This window comes from Bradyrhizobium sp., from assembly GCF_036009065.1.
Taxonomy (GTDB): Bacteria; Pseudomonadota; Alphaproteobacteria; order Rhizobiales; family Xanthobacteraceae; genus Bradyrhizobium.
Genome location: NZ_DASYMN010000171.1, coordinates 1 through 17,387, shown reverse-complemented (window position 1 = coordinate 17,387; position 17,387 = coordinate 1). Strand labels below are relative to the sequence as shown.

Below are 17,387 nucleotides of genomic sequence, written 5' to 3'. Positions count from 1 at the left end.
GATCGAGGACATGGTCCGCATCTACTCCTATGACGTCGACTTCCAGCGCAAGGTGCAGCCGGGCGACTCGTTCGACGTGTTCTTCGCCGGCGAGGACGAAGGCGCCACCATCACCGAAAAGACCGAGGTGCTGTTCGCTTCCCTCACCGTCGGCGGCGAGACCAAGAAATACTACCGCTTCCAGACTCCCGACGATTCCGTGGTCGACTACTATGACGAGAGCGGCAAGAGCGCGAAGAAGTTTCTGGTGCGCAAGCCGGTCAACAACGCCATCATGCGCTCGGGTTTTGGCGGCCGCCGCCATCCCATCCTCGGCTATGTCAAGATGCACACCGGCGTCGACTGGGCGACGCCCTACGGCACGCCGATTTTCGCGTCCGGCAACGGCGTCGTGGAAAAAACCGGCTGGGAAGGCGGCTACGGCAAATACGTCCGCATCAAGCACAACAACGGCTACGAGACCGCCTACGGCCACATGTCCGCTTATGCCAAGGGCATGGAGCCGGGAAAAAGGGTGCGGCAGGGACAGGTGATCGGCTTCGTCGGATCGACGGGCATGTCGACCGGCGCGCATGTGCACTACGAAATCCTGGTCAACGGCCGCTTCGTCGATCCGATGCGCATCAAGCTGCCGCGCGGCCGCTCGCTGGAAGGGCCGCTGATGGCCGGCTTCGAGAAGGAGCGCGACCGCCTCAACGCCATGATGAGCAACCGCGGCGCGCCGGCACGGGTTTCCGACGCCGCCGGCGCCTCCGCTTCGCCGCAGGCGCGCCAAGTCAGCAACCGCTGAGCCTTTTGTCCGGGCGCGATGCAGCGCCACCAGCGCGTTTACGCGCGTCTTCGACGCGCCATGGCACTGCTTCGCAGAACCGGGACCCATTCAGCACGACAGAACGGCAAGATGGGTCCCGACTCTGCGGAGCGCATGAAGGATGCCGCACCGCGTCCGGGACACGGCAACCAGCAGCGAATGCGGGATGCCCTCGCGGGTTTGATTTGCCAAATGCGCGCCGCGGGCGAATACTTTTCCTCATAAGCAGAAAACCGGGAGGCGATGTCATGACGAGCAGGCTTGCATTGAGCGTGGCTGTCGCGGCGACAGCCGTTTTTGGCGCCATCAGCGGCGCATCTGCGCAGACCCATGAAGTCACCGTACTGGTTCCCGGCTCGGCGTTTCACGGCGTGCACGGGCTCGGGATCGACAAGAGCGGCCGGCTGTTCGCCGGCAGCGTCGCCGGCGCCGCGCTGTACGAGGTCGATCGCGTCAACGGCTCTGCGAAAATCGCAATACCGGCGCCGGAAGGCATGGCCGACGACATCGCGTTCGCGCCTGACGGCACCATGGCGTGGACCGGCTTTCTCACCGGCGACCTCTATTCGCGCAAGGGCGACGGCCCGATCAGGAAGCTCGCCTCGGGTCTTCCCGGCATCAACTCGCTGGCCTACCGCAAGGACGGGCGGCTCTATGCCACGCAAGTGTTCCTCGGCGACGCGCTCTATGAAATCGACGTCGACGGGGTAAAGCCGCCGCGCAAGATCCTGGAGAAGATGGGCGGCCTCAACGGTTTCGAGTTCGGCCCCGACGACATGCTGTACGGTCCCTTGTGGTTCAAGGGCCAGGTCGCGAAAGTCGACGTCGACAAGGGCGAGCTTAACGTGGTCGCCGACGGTTTTAAAATTCCGGCCGCGGTCAATTTCGACTCCAAGGGCAATCTGTGGGTGGTCGACACCGCGCTCGGCCAATTGGTGCGGGTCGATCCGAAGACCGGCGGAAAGAAGACGGTCGCGCAACTAAAACCCTCGCTCGACAACCTCGCGATCGACGACAAGGACCGCATCTTCGTCTCCAACATGGCCGACAACGGAATCCAGCAGGTCGACCCCGAGACCGGTGCGGCCACGCAGGTGATCATCGGCAGGCTGGCGTTGCCCGGCGGCATCGGCGTCGTCTCCGACGGGCCTAAGGACACCATCTATGTCGCCGACGTGTTCGCCTACCGCACCGTGGACGGCGCAACCGGCGAGGTCAGCGAGCCCGCCCGCATGCACGCCGACGGCGGCACGCTGGAGTATCCGATGAGCGCCACCGCCAGCGGCGACGAGGTGATCCTGTCGAGCTGGTTCACCGGCACGGTGCAGGTGATCGACCGAAAGACCGGCAAGACCAAGACGATGCTGCACGGCTTCAAGGCCCCGCACGACGCGGTCCGGCTCGGCGACGGCAGCCTGCTGGTCAACGAACTCGGCACCGGCTCGCTGGTCCGCGTGATAGGCGAGAACGGCGAGGACCGCACGCCGGTGCTCGGCGGCCTCGCGGGTCCGGTCGGACTGGTCGCGGCATCGAAAGACGAGGTGTATCTCACCGAAGCCCTTTCGGGACAGGTCTCGAAGATCGAGAGCAGCGGCGAGAAGACCATCATCGCGCACGACCTGAAAATGCCGGAAGGCATCGCGCTGGCGCCCGACGGCAAACTGATCGTCGCCGAAGTCGGCGCCAGACGCATCGTCGCGATCGATCCCTCGACGGGCACCGTCACCGAGATCGCCGGCAACCTGCCGATCGGGCTTCCCGGCGTCCCGGGCGGGCTGCCGAGCAACATCCCGACCGGCGTCGGCGTCGGCGCGACGGGGACGATCTACTTCTCCTCCGATATCGAGAACGCGATCTACAAGGTGGTGAAGAAATAAGAGGTGCACATACGGTTTAAGCGTAAGGCCCTGCGGCTGCTTGAAGGACCGCTGATGACCGCTTTGAGAAGGAATGCGACCGCCGTTGAAGGAATGATGATCCGCAAGGCTGTAACGGCAAGAGTGGCGGCGGGGTTCGGAATCAATCAAGCCAAGTGAGATGTGCGCTCACTTGGTTGTCCGCACCTCCCTTCGCTGCTCCCTCGTCCTTATCTGTCTGCGCGCTTTGCCTTATCTGCGCGATCCGCCCGGTCGGCGCGATCTGCCCGATCCGCGCGTTCTGCCCGGTCCGCGCGATCTATCCGGTCTGCGCGATCTGCCCGGTCTGCGCGATCTGCCCGGTCCGCGCGATCAGCTCGGTCCGCGCGATCTGCCCGGTCCGCGCGATCTGCTCGGTCCGCCCGATCAGCTCTGGTGCTCTTTTTTGCCACAAGTACCTCCTCGGTCCTTCCCCTGGTCCCAGCTCGCGCCGGATACCGTAAGCTCCACGCGATCAGCGTTCAATAAGATGCTGCGGCAAATATAATAAATGTTCAGATGTTGCAGAAACAAAAGGAGCTTACCGGATGACCTGCGCATCTTTTGCTGCCTTTATCTGATCTTTCGTCACGCCAGAAGCACCGAACGCCCATATGTCTGCCGCCGGCCCAACGCCGACAACTTGGCGAATGTCGGCGTTCGGAGAAAGCCCGCCCTTGGCATCCACGCCCAACATAGCGAAGACTGAAAATCCATTGTCTCGGTCAGGACCGTCGCGCAAAGAGAGTATCTTCCCCCCGGGGGTTTGCACCGGAACCACGGCGAACTTGGCTCCCTTGTATCCCAGGGTCACATTTGCTCCCTGATTTTGCGCACCTACACCAGCTGTGAGGCCAACATCATCCACCGCCACGGCGACGATCGGCGTTCGGGCGGTCGTGCAGCCCGCAAGCGCAAGGCCGATGAGTGACATCGCTAAGAACCCGCTGAGTCTCATGGTGTCCCCCCAAGCGTTACTTTCTTCCCGGCCTGCCCTAACGCCCAGAGATCGGCCGGCTTGCCGACGGCAAGAACTTGGTGAACGCCAACGCCGGCCAGATTGGCTCCGGCCGCAGCGTCGACGCCTAGCATCGCAAGCACGGAAAATCCCCTTTCCTTGTCTTTCCCACCATCGGCAAGGTAGATGAGTTGACCTGTCTCGGTCTGAACAGGGACAATCGCAAATTTGGCTCCCTTAAATCCGACCACTAGGTTTCCCCCTTGATCCGTCGTGCCTCCGCTCGCCGAAACGCCGACAGTATCAACCGCACCCGCTATGATAGCTTCATTCGTGACGCAGCCTGCGAGCGCGCAGCAAATAAAGCTGCCGGCAATAACGCTTTTTTTGGAAATTGACATATTCGTCCCTCTATCCGTTCACGCCGCACAGGCCTTATGAGTTTTCCTGAGCAGACGTGCCAATTCGCGATCTTTGCTTATCGCCTCAATATCCTGGGTGGTGATGACGATCCGGCACTCATCACCGATGCTAACAATTCTGGCGTTCGAATAACCCAAGGTTGCGCTGGAGGGAGTGGAGATCACCCCCACCCCGGTCGATTGAACAATTGTGTTCTTGCTGGAACCGGCCAGATCGATCGCCAACACGCCGAATTTCCATTCGGTCTGGGGCGGCGCGTTGTCGCTAATCACGGTAATCTGCGCGCACGCCCCGAGAAATATCGAACATAACGCCCCAAGCGACACAGCACTTAGGCTTGCGGCTAACCCACGCATCAACTCCCCCTTAATTCCCGTTAAGGATTGTGACGAACATGTGAGTAGTTGTTCAAGAACATTCTACAACTTCAAGCGACAAACGTTTTGATTGTCTCCTATGCGCAACACCCGTCGATTCGGCGGCCCTCCTTACATGCAATGAACGATATGCGTTTCCATTACGCGTAGCGCTTTGAACACAACGCTAATTGAGGAGCTTGACGCGATCGCTCTTTGCATCGCGGGTAGGGCTGAGAATTACGTTAGTGCGACGTTCGCTTCGACACCGCTACTTTGAGTCATGCCATACGCTGGACGAACGCGGCGCGCCGCAGGCACGGTGTTTGACGGCCCAGGGCGCGGAAGAATGCGCACCGAGTCCGGGATGCCATCGTTTCGCCGTTGCCCGGCTTGACAGGCAATCCATTCGCAAGATTCTTCCGAATGGATGGATGCGCGGGCCTTCGCCTCGCCGAAGGGCTTCGGCCCCGCAGGCGGGTCAAGCCCGCGCCTGACGGTGTGGTTGATCCCGTGCCCCGGACCCAGCGCAGCGCGTAGCGGTGCGCTGCAGAGCCGGGGCCATTACGAGCCGCTGCCGTTATGATGGTCCCGGCTCTGCGGAGCAGCACTACGAGCCGCACCGCGTCCGGGACGAGCACGTCAGTGCAGCTTCCGCTTCGGCACCGGCGCCTCGAACTGGGCGATCTCCGCGGTCTTCGGCGCCTTGCCGTTGAAGGTCAGCACGTTGCCTTCCACCGAGATGGCGACGCGGTCGCCGTCCTTGATCTCGCCGGCGAGGATCATCTCAGCCAGCGGGTCCTGCACGTGGCGCTGGATCACGCGCTTCAAGGGGCGCGCGCCATAGGCCGGGTCCCAACCCTTCTCGGCGAGCCAGTCGCGCGCCGCGGCATCGAGCGTCAGGGTGATCTTGCGATCCTCCAGCAGCTTCTGCAGCCGTGCGAACTGGATCTCGACGATCCTTCCCATCTCGCTCTTCTGCAGGCGGTGGAACAGGATGATCTCGTCGACGCGGTTGAGGAATTCCGGGCGGAAATGCGCGCGCACCATTCCCATCACCTGCTCGCGCACCGCGCCTGAGTCCTCGCCTTCCGGCTGGTTGACCAAAAATTCCGAGCCGAGATTCGAGGTCATGATGATCAGCGTGTTGCGGAAGTCGACGGTGCGGCCCTGGCCGTCGGTGAGGCGGCCGTCGTCGAGCACCTGCAGCAGCACGTTGAACACGTCCGGATGCGCTTTTTCGATCTCGTCGAACAGCACCACCTGGTAGGGCCGCCGCCGCACCGCTTCGGTGAGCGCGCCACCCTCGTCGTAGCCGACATAGCCCGGAGGCGCGCCGATCAGCCGCGACACCGAGTGCTTCTCCATGTATTCGGACATGTCGAGCCGCACCATCGCGGTCTCGTCGTCGAACAGATATTCGGCCAGCGCCTTGGTCAGCTCGGTCTTGCCGACGCCGGTGGGCCCTAAGAACATGAACGAGCCCATCGGGCGGTTCGGGTCCTGCAGGCCCGCGCGCGAGCGGCGCACCGCCGTCGCGACCGCATGCACGGCTTCGGCCTGGCCGACCACGCGCTGGCCGAGGCTGTCTTCCATGCGAAGCAGTTTGTCCTTTTCGCCCTCCAGCATCTTGTCGACGGGAACGCCGGTCCAGCGCGACACCACCTGCGCGATGTGGTTGGCGGTGACCGCCTCCTCCATCATCTCGCCGGCGTTTTCGTGGGCCTCGATCTCGGCGAGCTTCTTCTCAAGCTCCGGAATCCGGCCATAGGCCAGCTCTCCCGCACGCTGATATTCGCCGCGGCGCTGCGCATTGGCGAGTTCGATGCGCAGTTGGTCGAGTTCGCTCTTGAGTTTCTGTGCGTTCGACAGCTTGTTCTTCTCGGCGCTCCAGCGCGAGGTCAGCGCCGCCGATCTCTCTTCCAGATCGGCGAGTTCTTTCTCAAGCGTCTGCAGCCGGCTTTTCGAGCCGGCATCGCTTTCCTTCTTCAACGCTTCCTGTTCGATCTTGAGCCGGATGATTTCCCGGTCCATCGAATCGAGCTCTTCCGGCTTGGAATCCACCTGCATCTTCAGCCGCGCCGCCGCCTCGTCCATCAGGTCGATGGCCTTGTCGGGCAGGAAGCGGTTGGTGATATAGCGGTTGGACAGCGTGGTTGCTGCCACCAGCGCGCTGTCGGTGATGCGCACGCCGTGGTGCTGCTCGTATTTGTCCTTCAGCCCGCGCAGGATCGAAATGGTGTCCTCGACCGAGGGCTCGTTGACATAGATCGGCTGGAACCGGCGCGCCAGCGCGGCGTCCTTTTCGACGTGCTTCTGGTATTCGTCCAGCGTGGTGGCGCCGATGCAATGCAACTCGCCGCGCGCCAGCGCGGGTTTCAACAGGTTGGAGGCGTCCATCGCGCCGTCAGCCTTGCCGGCGCCGATCAGGGTGTGCATTTCGTCGATGAACAGGATGATGCCGCCTTCGGCCGAGGTCACTTCCTGCAGCACCGCCTTCAGCCGCTCCTCGAATTCGCCGCGGTATTTTGCGCCCGCGATCAGCGCGCCCAGATCGAGCGACAGCAGTTTCTTGTCCTTCAGGCTTTCCGGCACGTCGCCGTTGAGGATGCGCAATGCCAGCCCCTCGACGATGGCGGTCTTGCCGACCCCGGGCTCGCCGATCAGCACCGGATTGTTCTTGGTGCGGCGGGACAGCACCTGGATGGTGCGGCGGATTTCCTCGTCGCGACCGATCACCGGGTCAAGCTTGCCGTCGCGCGCGGCCTGGGTGAGGTCGCGGGTATATTTCTTCAGCGCGTCATAGGCGTTTTCGGCCGTAGCGCTGTCGGCGGTGCGGCCCTTGCGCAAGGTTTCGATCGCCGCATTGAGATTTTGCGGAGTGACGCCGCCTTTGTTCAGGATCGATCCGGCCTCGCCGTTCCTGTCGAGCGCAAGGCCCAGCAGCAGCCGTTCGACCGTGACAAAACTGTCGCCGGCCTTGTCGGCGGCCTGTTCGGCGGCCTCGAATGCGCGCGCGAGGTCGGGCGCGAGATAGACCTGCCCGGCGCCGGTTCCGGACACTTTCGGCAGCTTGCCCAGCGCGTCTTCGGTGGCTTTCAGGATGGCGCGCGAATTGCCGCCGGCGCGGTCGATCAGGCCGCCGGCCAGGCCCTCGGCATCGTCCAGCAGCACTTTCAGCAGATGCAGCGAGGAGAATTGCTGGTGTCCGTCGCGCACCGCGAGCGACTGCGCCGACTGGATGAACCCGCGGGCGCGCTCGGTATATTTTTCGATATTCATGGCATGTTTCCCTAAGCCTGCCGCGCCCGCCCCGAAGGCACGAATGCAGCATCTTCATTGGGTTTGCGCCTGCCGCGTTGATGCTTATCAACCAGCCGGCGGTCGTCGCCAGCTTGGTTCTGGCTTGGGCCAAATGTGGGAACAGAACGCCCTAAATTGAAGAGGCAGCCTCACAATTTCGTTAGCGGTGGCGCCTTCGGCAGGAATCTCCTAAGAGACCGGATGCCCGAAAACCTTTCCGCTGAAATCACCGGCATCTACCGCTATCCGGTCAAGGGCCTGTCCCCGGAACGGCTATCGCGCGCCGTGCTGGCCGCCGGCCAGACGCTGCCGGCCGACCGCCGCTACGCGATCGAAAACGGTCCCAGCGGCTTCGATCCGGCGGACCCGAAGTGGATGTCGAAGGCCTATTTCCTGACGCTGATGCGGGACGAATGGCTGGCGGGGCTGCACACGCATTTCGACGATTCGAACCATACCCTGACCATTCGCCGGAACGGCCGCGAAGTCGCGCGCGGCGACCTGGAAACCGCCGAGGGCCGCGCCGCCATCGAGCGGTTTTTTGCGGCCAACTTCGCCGGGGACATCAAGGGACCGCCGAAAATTCTCTCCGGCGGCGGCCACAGCTTTTCCGACGTGGCGAAAAAGGTGGTCTCGATCATCAATCTCGACAGCCTGCAGGCCATCGAGGACGTCGTCGGCCAAAGCGTGCATCCCCTGCGCTTCCGCGCCAATCTCTATGTGCGGGGCTGGCCGGCCTGGCACGAATTCGAGCTGCTTGGGCGGACTCTTGCAATCGGCGAGGCGCGCCTGAAAATCGTCAAGCGGATCGCCCGCTGCGCCGCTATCAACGTCGATCCCGATACCGCCGCACGCGACCTCAACATCCTGCATGCGCTGATGCAACGCTTCGGCAGCGCCGATTGCGGGGTCTACGCCGAGGTCACCGCCGCCGGCGAGGTAGCCGAGCGGGACACGGTGACGGCCGAAGAGCCCGCGCTGGTGTAGGGCTCGTAAGTGTCAGGATGCCTGAATGTCATTGCGGGGAGCGGGGCGACCAAGCAATATGAACGCAGGCGCTTAGGTCGGGCGGTGCGCGATCCATCGCGGCCGGAGGAGGCAGCCCGCATCCGCCGGCGCCGATCGGCGATCGATTTTTTAAGATTGGGAGCGGCAAATGCGATGGGGGCGAATGCTGTCGTCAGGGGCGGTCGTTGCCATGGCGGTCCTGCTGAATTTCGTCGCACACGCTCAAAGCCCGGCGGCCCAGGACAGCGCAGCGCCCGCTGAACCGTCGGTCGCGCCGACAACGTCCAGCCAACCCGCGCCGGGGGCTGCGCCGCAGCCAGCGAGAAGGCGGCATGATGCGCGCGATCTTTGCATCACGCAGGAGGACGCGGCCTCGGAACTGCTAAACCGGCGACGGCAGATCGGCGGGCGGATCATCATGGATACCTTCCTGCTGCCGAGCGGCAGCAATGTCGACATCGGCCTCGACGAGCCGTTCACCGGATCCGAGTACTTTTTCGCCGCCCTCGATGTCGGGGCAGCGGCACCGGTGATCATGGACCGGCCCGATGTCAAGGCGCGACAGGCGGCAGACACCGATCCGATGGTCAAGAAAGGGCTGATCGGCCGGGACCGCACCATCATCAACCTGCGCGTTCCCGACGTGCGCGACGCACCCTGGCAACGCGCCCAATTGTATGTCTTTACCTGCCAGGGCGGCTCGCCCTTCAAGGTATCCGAAGCATCCGTTCGGGTCAGTCCGGCGCTGTACAGTTCGGCGCTTGCCTGGCTTATCGTGCTGCTCGGCTACCTGATTGCCGCCTTCGCCTTTCGCGCCACCCCTCCGCCACGCTGGTACGGCTATCTCGATCCAATCGCGATGAGCGCCGGCGCCGACGGCAAGGCGAGCCTGGGCAAGCTCCAGATCCTGATGTTCTCGCTCATCGTGTTCGGGCTGATCACCTACTTCCTGCTGCGCACGGGCGTCCTCACGGACATCTCCAGCACCGTCCTGCTTCTTCTCGGCATCACCGGCATCGGCTCGACCATCGCCAAGGGAACTGACAACTCGCGCACCAGCCTCACTCCGGAAAACCGCGCGTGGCTGCTCCGCAAGCAGTGGCTGCCATCGCAGCTCAACCCGGGGAACATCGACGCGCATTGGCGCGACCTGTTTACGACGGAGGGAGAGTTCGACGTCTACCGGTACCAGAGCTTCATCTTCAGCCTGGTCGTCGGAGGCGCCCTCATTATCGGCGGCGTCACCCAGCTCTCTTCCTTCGATATTCCGCAGACCCTGCTCGGGATCCTCGGGCTGAGCCAGATCGTTTACATCGGCGGCAAACTGGTGACCCCGACGTCGATGGCGGATTTGAACAAGTCCATAGAGGATCTGAGGCAGACCGAGAAAAAGTTCCGGGCCACGGCAATTGCCGCCACGGGCGGCGTCCTGCCGGCGGATCTGGCTGCCGCAGTCGTTCCCGCCAGTCAGGCCGCCTATGACGATTACATGTCGCTCGCCACGGACGTCGCCACCCTGTTCACCGCGCAGACCGGGATCGCAGTGCCGGCCGCGAGGCTCGCGCCATCTCTATGACACGCGCCCGGTTTCGATCCGCGCCTTGTTACAGCCGCGCTTGCTCGCCCTCGAAACCAGCGCATCATTCGTTCTTGTTGATCCGTCATTGCGAGCGCAGCAAAGCAATCCCGAGCCGCTATGTCAGACAGGATTGCCTCGTCGCTTCGCTCCTCGCACTGACGCGATTCCACCTAAAGCCATAGCGCTTTAGCGCCAACGCGCAGCAACCCCGCCGCTGCGCGCGCCGTCATGCTCGATATCGCCTGGTCAGCCGTCCTCATTGGTCCACGAACCGTGGATGGCGTGCTTCGCCCTCAGAAGGTCCGCCGCGCCGGACGCCGAGGCGTCGCGGCGCTGGGCCCGTCAAGGCGCCGATACCGACCACGACCGCGATCGTCGCAGGCCCGCCCTGGACCATCAGATTGATGGCGTAAACTCCGGTCACGGCCAACATTGCATCCAGTACACCGGCTGGAACCTTGCCCTGAGAGGCCAGTAGCGTCCGGCGCTTTGCTCAGCTTGCGGAAATCGGCATTGCCGCCGCGCGCATAAGCTGCGATTTTCTCTGCAATCAAATCCGGGGAGTGCCGCAATGCCCTACGCGACGACGTCAGACAATGTGCAGCTCTATTTCGAGGAAGCGGGTGAAGGCACGCCGATCCTGTTCATTCATGAATTCGCCGCCGACTACGCGAGCTGGGAGCCGCAGATGCGCTACTTCTCGCGCAGCCATCGCTGCATCACCTATTCGGCGCGCGGCTACATCCCGTCGCATATTCCGGATGCGGACGCCTACAGCTACAAGCATTTTCGCGATGACACGATCGCGATGCTGGATTTCCTGAAGATTCCTGCAGCCCATCTGGTCGGACTGTCGATGGGCGCCTATTCGGCGTTGCAGGTCGCCATTCATGCGCCGAAGCGCGCGCTGTCGCTGACGTTGGCCGGCGTCGGCTCGGGTTTCGAGAAAGAACGCTTGCAGGGTTTCCGCGATCAAGCCATGGCGCATGCCGAGGAATTCGAGCAAGGCGATCCCGATGTCGTCGCAAGGGTCTCCGGCATGAGCCCGGGGCGGATTCCGTTTCTGATCAAGGATCCGCGCGGCTTCAAGGAATTTTATGACGCGCTGGCTAAGCACGACGCGCAGGGCTCGGCCCATACCCAGCGCGGTTTTCAGGGCGGCCGGCCGCCGCTCTACGAGTTCGAGGACGACATCAAACGCGTCGATTTGCCGACGCTGATCATCGTCGGCGACGAGGACGATTCCTGCATCGAGCCCAGCCTCTATCTGAAGAAGCACATCGCCACCTCGGGGCTGGCGATGTTTCCAAAGACCGGCCACGTCCTCAACCAGGAAGAGCCCGATCTGTTCAACGGAACGCTGGAACGGTTTCTGGTGCAGGCGGAAGCCGGCCGCTGGGGCGCCCGCGATCCGCGCTCGGTGCGGGTGTAGTTATTCGTCATGGCCCGGCTTGTCCCGGCCATCCACGTCTTCACTCTTCGAAGCAAGAAAGACGTGGATACCCGGCACAAGGCCGGGCATGACGAAAAATGAAAGGACAATATCTGGTACAGCTCCCGGCTCTCCGGAGCGGCATGAAGAATGCCGCACCGTGTCCGGGACGCGCGCGCTACCGCACCTTCCCCGCGCGGCTCAGCAGGAACACGCCCTGCTCGCCGAACATGTTCCAGAACCACCACGGCGCGTTGAGGCGCAGCGGGCGGCCGTAGAGGTCGAGCGCCACGGCGCGTTCCATCTTGACGTTGATCTCGTCGCAGAGCTGCACGAAATCCTTGATGGTGCAGAAGTGGATGTTCGGGGTGTCGTACCAGGTGGCGGGGAGGTTTTCCGTGCGCGGCATGTGGCCGCCGACCAGAAGTTGCAGCCGCATCTTCCAGAACCCGAAATTCGGGAACGAGACGATGGCGCGGCGGCCGATCCGCAGCAGGTTTTCCAGCACCGCCTTCGGCTGCCGCGTCGCCTGCAGGGTCTGCGACAGGATCACATAGTCGAAGGCGTCGTCGGGATAGTTGACAAGGTCGGTGTCGGCGTCGCCCTGCACCACCGCGAGGCCTTTTGAGACGCAGCGGTTGACGCCCTCGCGCGACAGCTCGATGCCGCGGCCGTCGATGCCGCGGGTCTCCAAGAGCTGCAGCAGGTCGCCCTCGCCGCAGCCGACGTCGAGCACCTTCGAGCCGCGCTCGACCATCTGCGCCACCAAGAGATGATCGCTGCGATAATTCTCGCCCCCGCGCGCGCCGGCACCCATCAGCGGCAGAACCTGTTGCTGCGCCGACATCAGCCGCCCGCCTTGGCGAGACCGCGCGCGCTGCCCGCGGATTCCAAAAATGCCCTGGCGATGTCGAAAAACTCCGGCACGTCGAGCAGGAACGCGTCGTGGCCGCGGTCGGTCTCGATCTCGGCGAACGACACCCGCGCGCTGGAGGCGTTGAGCGCGTGTACGATGGCGCGGGCCTCCGAGGTCGGGAACAGCCAGTCCGAGGTGAACGACACCACGCAGACCCGGGTCTGGATGCCGCGAAACGCTTCCGCCAGCACGCCCTTGTGATCGGCGGCGATGTCGAAATAGTCCATCGCCCGCGTCAGGTACAGATAACTATTGGCGTCGAAACGCTCGACGAACGACGAGCCCTGATAGCGCAAATAGCTCTCGACCTGAAAATCCGCATCGAACGAGAACGTCGGCAGTTCGCGGTCCTGCATCCGCCGCCCGAACTTGCGGTGCAGCGCGGCGTCTGAAAGATAGGTGATATGCGCGGCCATCCGCGCGACGCCGAGGCCGCGGTGCGGATGGGTGCCGTGCTCGAAATAGCCGCCGCCGCGCCAGTCCGGGTCGGCCATCACCGCTTGGCGGCCGAGTTCATGGAACGCGATGTTCTGCGCCGAATGCCGGGTGCTGCAGGCCACCGCCAGCACCGAGAATACGCGCTTGGGGTACGCCGCTGTCCACTGCAGCGCCTGCATGCCGCCCATCGAGCCGCCGACAATGCAGAACAGCGTGTCGATGCCCAGGCGGTCGAGCAGCATCGCCTGCGCGCGCACCATGTCGGGAATGGTGATGACCGGAAAATCCAGTCCCCACAATCTTCCGGTCGCAGGATTGGTCGATGCCGGCCCGGTGGAGCCCATGCAGCCGCCGATCACATTCGCGCAAATGATGAAATATCTGCCGGGGTCGAGCGGCCGGCCGGGGCCGACCATGGTTTCCCACCAGCCAAGCTTGCCGGTCAGCGGATGCACATTGGCGACATGCTGATCGAGGGTCAGCGCATGGCAGATCAGAATCGCGTTGGAACGTTCGGCATTGAGTTCGCCATAGGTCTTGTAGGCGATCTGGAACGGCGCAAGATCAATGCCGCAATCGAGGTGCAACGGCTGGTCGGGGCCGAACAGCGCCAGCAGCGAGGACGGATGATCCGCCTCATGCGCGCGTTCCTCGGTATGGGTCGTAGGGCTCGGGATCGACTGTACGTTTACCATCTTGGTACCGACCTCCCAGGGAGGTTTCACAGACCCGGTCTTCAGGCCATAAAAAAACCCGGCCTGAACTAACGAGTTCGGCCGGGATCAAACTGTCCCCGGCCTGTTTAGCGAGTTATTTAACGTGGCTGCAAGCCGGCCGGCTCAAATGACCACGGAACAGGGTGAATATTAGTGCCTGACGGGCTTTACGTCAAGATGGCTTCGGATCAGCCCGTCTGTCATTGCGAGGAGCTCTTGCGACAAAGCAATCCAGCTCTTCGGCACCGAGAACTGGATTGCTTCGTCGCAAGAGCTCCTCGCAATGACGGGTAGACAGCTAGCCCCTTGCGGCGAGCCGCGAAGGATGGTTCTAGGTCTCTCATCATGTCCAAATCGCCCCCCGCGCCGCCCTCGCTCGAAGTGCTGCGCAAAGAGATCGACGCCATCGACGACCAGGTGCACCGCCTGCTGATGGCACGCGGCGACATCATCGACCGGCTGATTTCGGTGAAGCAGACCCAGGAGGTCGGCTCGGCGTTCCGCCCGGCGCGCGAGGCCGACATGATGCGGCGGCTGGTGCAGCGCCATCGCGGCATCCTGCCGCTCGACACCGTCGAGAGCATCTGGCGCGTCATCATTTCCACCTTCACCTATGTGCAGGCGCCGTTTTCGGTGCACGCGGATCTGTCATTGGGCGAATCGGCGATGCGGGATTCGGCGCGGTTTCATTTCGGCTTCACCGTTCCCTATGCCGCGCATTTCAGTGCGCCGGCCGCGGTGGAAGCCGTAGCCAAATCGAAGGGCGACCTCGCGCTGGTCTCCGCAACCAGTAGCCGCACGCCATGGTGGATCGCGCTGGAGGCGGACGGCGCGCCGAAAATCATCGCGCGGCTGCCGTTCATCGAGCGCGCCGATCATCCCGCCGCGCTGCCGGTATTCGTGGTCTCGCGCGTCGCCGACAGCGCCATGGTCACCGAGGTCGAGATGTGGAGCGTGCGCGTATCGGGATGGAACGCGCAAGTTGCGCGCGCGCTGTCGCCGCTGGCCGAAATCGTCGCGGTGCCCGACGCCGCGTTCGACGGCGCGGCGTTGCTGGTCTCGGTGGCGGGCGCGGAAAACCTCGACCGCATCAAATCGGCGCTGATCGCAGCCGGCGCGTCGGTGCGCTCATCGGCTCTCGTCGGCAGCCACGCAAGACGCTATACGGTGACCCCGAACGGGTCGGCCAAATAGCCCATCCCGCACATCCGGAGTTGACGATGTCCCGCCCCGTGTCGAATCCCGGCATTCTCGATATTGCGCCCTACACGCCCGGCAAGACCCCGGTGCCGGAGCCGGGCCGCAAGGTGTTCAAGCTGTCGGCCAATGAGACGCCGTTCGGCCCCTCGCCGAAGGCCATCGAGGTCTACAGGCAAGCGGCCGCGCATCTGGAGGATTATCCGGAAGGCACCTCGCGGGTGCTGCGCGAGGCGATCGGCCGCGCCTTCGGACTCGACCCCGACCGCATCATCTGCGGCGCGGGCTCCGACGAAATCCTCAATTTGCTGGCGCACGCCTATCTTGCCCGCGGCGACGAGGCGATCAGCACCGCGCACGGTTTTCTGGTGTACCCGATCGCGACAAAAGCCAACGGCGCCACCAATGTCGTCGCGCCTGAAACCGATTTTACCGCCGACGTCGATGCGATCCTGCAGCGGGTCACGCCGCGGACCAAACTGGTGTGGCTCGCCAACCCGAACAATCCGACCGGCACCTATCTGCCGTTCGACGAGGTCAAGCGGCTGCGCGCCGGGCTGCCGCCGCATGTGCTGCTGGTGCTGGATGCCGCCTATTCCGATTACGTCTCGCGCAAAGATTACGAGCTCGGCATCGAACTGGTGGCGACCACGGAGAACACCGTGATGACCCACACCTTTTCGAAAATTCACGGCCTCGCCGCGCTGCGGGTCGGCTGGATGTTCGGCCCGGCGCATCTCATCGATGCGGTGAACCGCATCAGAGGGCCGTTCAACGTCTCGACGCCGGCGATGCTGGCGGCGGTGGCGGCGATCGAGGATACCGCGCATCAGCAGATGTCGAAAGCGCATACCGAGCACTGGCGCAACTGGCTGACGGAAGAGATCGGCAAGCTCGGGCTGAAGGTGACGCCCGGCGTTGCGAACTTTGTCCTCATCCATTTTCCGCTGGAGAAGGGCAAGACCGCGGCCGATGCCGACGCGTTCCTGACCCAACGCGGCCTGGTGCTGCGCGGATTGAGCAATTACGGCCTGCCGCATGCGCTGCGCATGACCATCGGCCTCGAGGAAGCCAATCGCCTGGTGGTCGAGGGCCTGCGCGATTTCGTGGGCCGGAAATGAACGCCGCGCCGCTTTTTCCACGCATGGCGCTGATCGGATTCGGGCTGATCGGCGGCTCGATCGCGCGTGCCGCGCGGGCGCAGGGACTGGCGGGAGAAATCGTCGCCACCGCGCGCTCGGCGAAAACCCGGGCGCGTGTCGAGGAGCTGGGTGTCGTCGATCGCGTAGCCCTCTCCAATGCGGAAGCGGTGAAGGACGCCGATCTGGTCATCCTGTGCATTCCGGTCGGCGCCTGCGGCCCGGTCGCAGAGGAGATCGCGCCGCATCTCAAAGCGGGCGCGATCGTCTCCGATGTCGGCTCGGTCAAGGGCGCCGTGGTGCGGGACATGGCGCCCTATCTGGCGGACCGCGTGCACTTCATTCCGGCGCATCCGGTGGCCGGCACCGAGCATTCCGGTCCCGATTCCGGCTTTGCCGAACTGTTCATCGAGCGCTGGTGCATTCTCACCCCGCCGGAAGGCGCCGATCCGGACGCGGTCGAAAAACTGCGCGCGTTCTGGGCCGGGCTCGGCGCCAGGGTCGAGATCATGACGCCGGACCACCACGACATGGTGCTCGCGATCACCAGCCATCTGCCGCATCTGATCGCTTATACAATCGTAGGCACGGCGGATGAGCTTGAAGGGGTCACGCAATCCGAGGTGCTGAAGTTCTCCGCCGGCGGCTTTCGCGACTTCACGCGCATCGCCGCATCCGATCCGACCATGTGGCGCGACGTGTTCCTGACCAACAAGGACGCGGTGTTGGAAATGCTCGGCACCTTCAACGAGGACCTCTCGAAGCTGACGCGCGCGATCCGCCGCGGCGACGGCGAGGCGCTGTTCGAGCATTTTTCCCGTACCCGCGCCATCCGTCGCGGCATCGTCGAGATCGGCCAGGATTCCGCCGCCCCCGATTTCGGCCGCCCGCACGCGCAACTGGGGAAGAAGTAGACGGGCCCCGGACGCAGCGCAGCGCGTAGCACTTCGCGAAGCGGTGCGCTGCAGAGCCGGGGCCCCGGTTACGACGCGATGGACCGAAGCTAGAGCATGTTGTTTTTTACCAGAATCGGGATTCCAATTGGAGCGGATTTCTGATTCAAACTTCATGCTGGGAGCATGGATGACGCGACCCTATTCGGAAGATATTCGCGAACGCGCTCTGGCGCGTGCTGACGCTGGCGAGACGGTTCGCTCGATCGCCGAGGAGCTTCAGATCAGTGCTTCCTGTGTGACCAAGTGGAAGAATCTGAGGC

Annotated in this window: 16 protein-coding genes and 1 riboswitch; of the genes, 9 read left to right on the top strand and 7 right to left on the bottom strand. The window is 63.6% G+C overall.

Translation table 11 applies throughout. The features are described 5' to 3' along the window. Together VGP39_RS10435 and VGP39_RS10430 are read left to right on the top strand one after the other, a co-directional pair. On the top strand, positions 1 to 790 hold a 790-nt coding region (locus VGP39_RS10435), incomplete at its 5' end, for a M23 family metallopeptidase (protein WP_327568026.1). A gap of 269 nt (positions 791 to 1,059) precedes the next feature. Then, positions 1,060 to 2,688 (top strand): hypothetical protein, encoded by a 1,629-nt coding sequence (locus tag VGP39_RS10430; protein WP_327568025.1) that lies wholly within the window; start codon positions 1,060 to 1,062, stop codon positions 2,686 to 2,688. A 298-nt stretch (positions 2,689 to 2,986) separates the two neighbouring features. Here VGP39_RS10430 and VGP39_RS10425 read toward each other — a convergent pair whose 3' ends face one another. The 5 genes from VGP39_RS10425 to clpB form a co-directional block, all read right to left on the bottom strand. Next, complete coding sequence (locus tag VGP39_RS10425; RefSeq protein WP_327568024.1) at positions 2,987 to 3,121, bottom strand: hypothetical protein; 135 nt, start codon at positions 3,119 to 3,121, stop codon at positions 2,987 to 2,989. Between the two features lie 126 nt (positions 3,122 to 3,247). Continuing rightward, positions 3,248 to 3,640: a hypothetical protein gene (locus VGP39_RS10420; protein WP_327568023.1), complete on the bottom strand. Its 393-nt coding sequence runs from the start codon at positions 3,638 to 3,640 to the stop codon at positions 3,248 to 3,250. Positions 3,641 to 3,660: 20 nt separating this feature from the next. Further along, complete coding sequence (locus VGP39_RS10415; RefSeq protein ID WP_327568022.1) at positions 3,661 to 4,065, bottom strand: hypothetical protein; 405 nt, start codon at positions 4,063 to 4,065, stop codon at positions 3,661 to 3,663. A gap of 18 nt (positions 4,066 to 4,083) precedes the next feature. Further along, on the bottom strand, positions 4,084 to 4,359 hold the full coding sequence (locus VGP39_RS10410) for a hypothetical protein (protein WP_327568021.1): 276 nt from the start codon (positions 4,357 to 4,359) through the stop codon (positions 4,084 to 4,086). Positions 4,360 to 5,085: 726 nt separating this feature from the next. Beyond that, the gene (gene clpB / locus VGP39_RS10405; protein ID WP_327568020.1) at positions 5,086 to 7,725 is read right to left on the bottom strand and encodes an ATP-dependent chaperone ClpB; all 2,640 of its coding nucleotides are present in this window, start codon (positions 7,723 to 7,725) and stop codon (positions 5,086 to 5,088) included. Between the two features lie 222 nt (positions 7,726 to 7,947). Between clpB and VGP39_RS10400 the strand changes: the two genes are divergently transcribed. From VGP39_RS10400 to VGP39_RS10390, 3 genes are all read left to right on the top strand, one after another. Next, positions 7,948 to 8,733: an MOSC domain-containing protein gene (locus VGP39_RS10400; RefSeq protein WP_327568019.1), complete on the top strand. Its 786-nt coding sequence runs from the start codon at positions 7,948 to 7,950 to the stop codon at positions 8,731 to 8,733. A gap of 211 nt (positions 8,734 to 8,944) precedes the next feature. Next, positions 8,945 to 10,330 (top strand): hypothetical protein, encoded by a 1,386-nt coding sequence (locus VGP39_RS10395; protein ID WP_327568018.1) that lies wholly within the window; start codon positions 8,945 to 8,947, stop codon positions 10,328 to 10,330. Positions 10,331 to 10,904: 574 nt separating this feature from the next. Next, entirely contained in the window at positions 10,905 to 11,765 is an 861-nt protein-coding gene (locus tag VGP39_RS10390; protein WP_327568017.1) for an alpha/beta hydrolase, read from the top strand. A gap of 178 nt (positions 11,766 to 11,943) precedes the next feature. On the opposite strand, the gene metW is transcribed toward VGP39_RS10390, so the two are convergent. Further along, positions 11,944 to 12,612, bottom strand: coding sequence for a methionine biosynthesis protein MetW (metW, locus tag VGP39_RS10385; protein ID WP_327568016.1), 669 nt, complete (start codon positions 12,610 to 12,612; stop codon positions 11,944 to 11,946). After that, positions 12,612 to 13,814 carry a homoserine O-acetyltransferase MetX gene (metX, locus tag VGP39_RS10380; protein WP_327568015.1) on the bottom strand — a complete coding sequence of 401 codons (1,203 nt, stop codon included), beginning with the start codon at positions 13,812 to 13,814 and terminating at the stop codon, positions 12,612 to 12,614. The genes metW and metX overlap by 1 nt, the downstream gene beginning before the upstream one ends. A gap of 86 nt (positions 13,815 to 13,900) precedes the next feature. Next, a riboswitch (SAM riboswitch) is annotated at positions 13,901 to 13,980 on the bottom strand. 200 nt (positions 13,981 to 14,180) lie between these two features. Here metX and VGP39_RS10375 point away from each other — a divergent pair. The 4 genes from VGP39_RS10375 to VGP39_RS28150 form a co-directional block, all read left to right on the top strand. After that, the gene (locus VGP39_RS10375) at positions 14,181 to 15,029 is read left to right on the top strand and encodes a chorismate mutase (RefSeq protein ID WP_327568014.1); all 849 of its coding nucleotides are present in this window, start codon (positions 14,181 to 14,183) and stop codon (positions 15,027 to 15,029) included. A gap of 26 nt (positions 15,030 to 15,055) precedes the next feature. Next, positions 15,056 to 16,153, top strand: a complete 1,098-nt coding sequence (locus VGP39_RS10370; RefSeq protein WP_327568013.1) for a histidinol-phosphate transaminase — start codon at positions 15,056 to 15,058, stop codon at positions 16,151 to 16,153. Next, the gene (locus VGP39_RS10365; protein WP_327568012.1) at positions 16,150 to 17,085 is read left to right on the top strand and encodes a prephenate/arogenate dehydrogenase family protein; all 936 of its coding nucleotides are present in this window, start codon (positions 16,150 to 16,152) and stop codon (positions 17,083 to 17,085) included. The genes VGP39_RS10370 and VGP39_RS10365 overlap by 4 nt, the downstream gene beginning before the upstream one ends. Before the next feature lie 154 nt (positions 17,086 to 17,239). Further along, positions 17,240 to 17,387, top strand: a 148-nt coding sequence (locus tag VGP39_RS28150; protein WP_414644628.1) for a helix-turn-helix domain-containing protein, incomplete at its 3' end; no start/stop codon positions are given.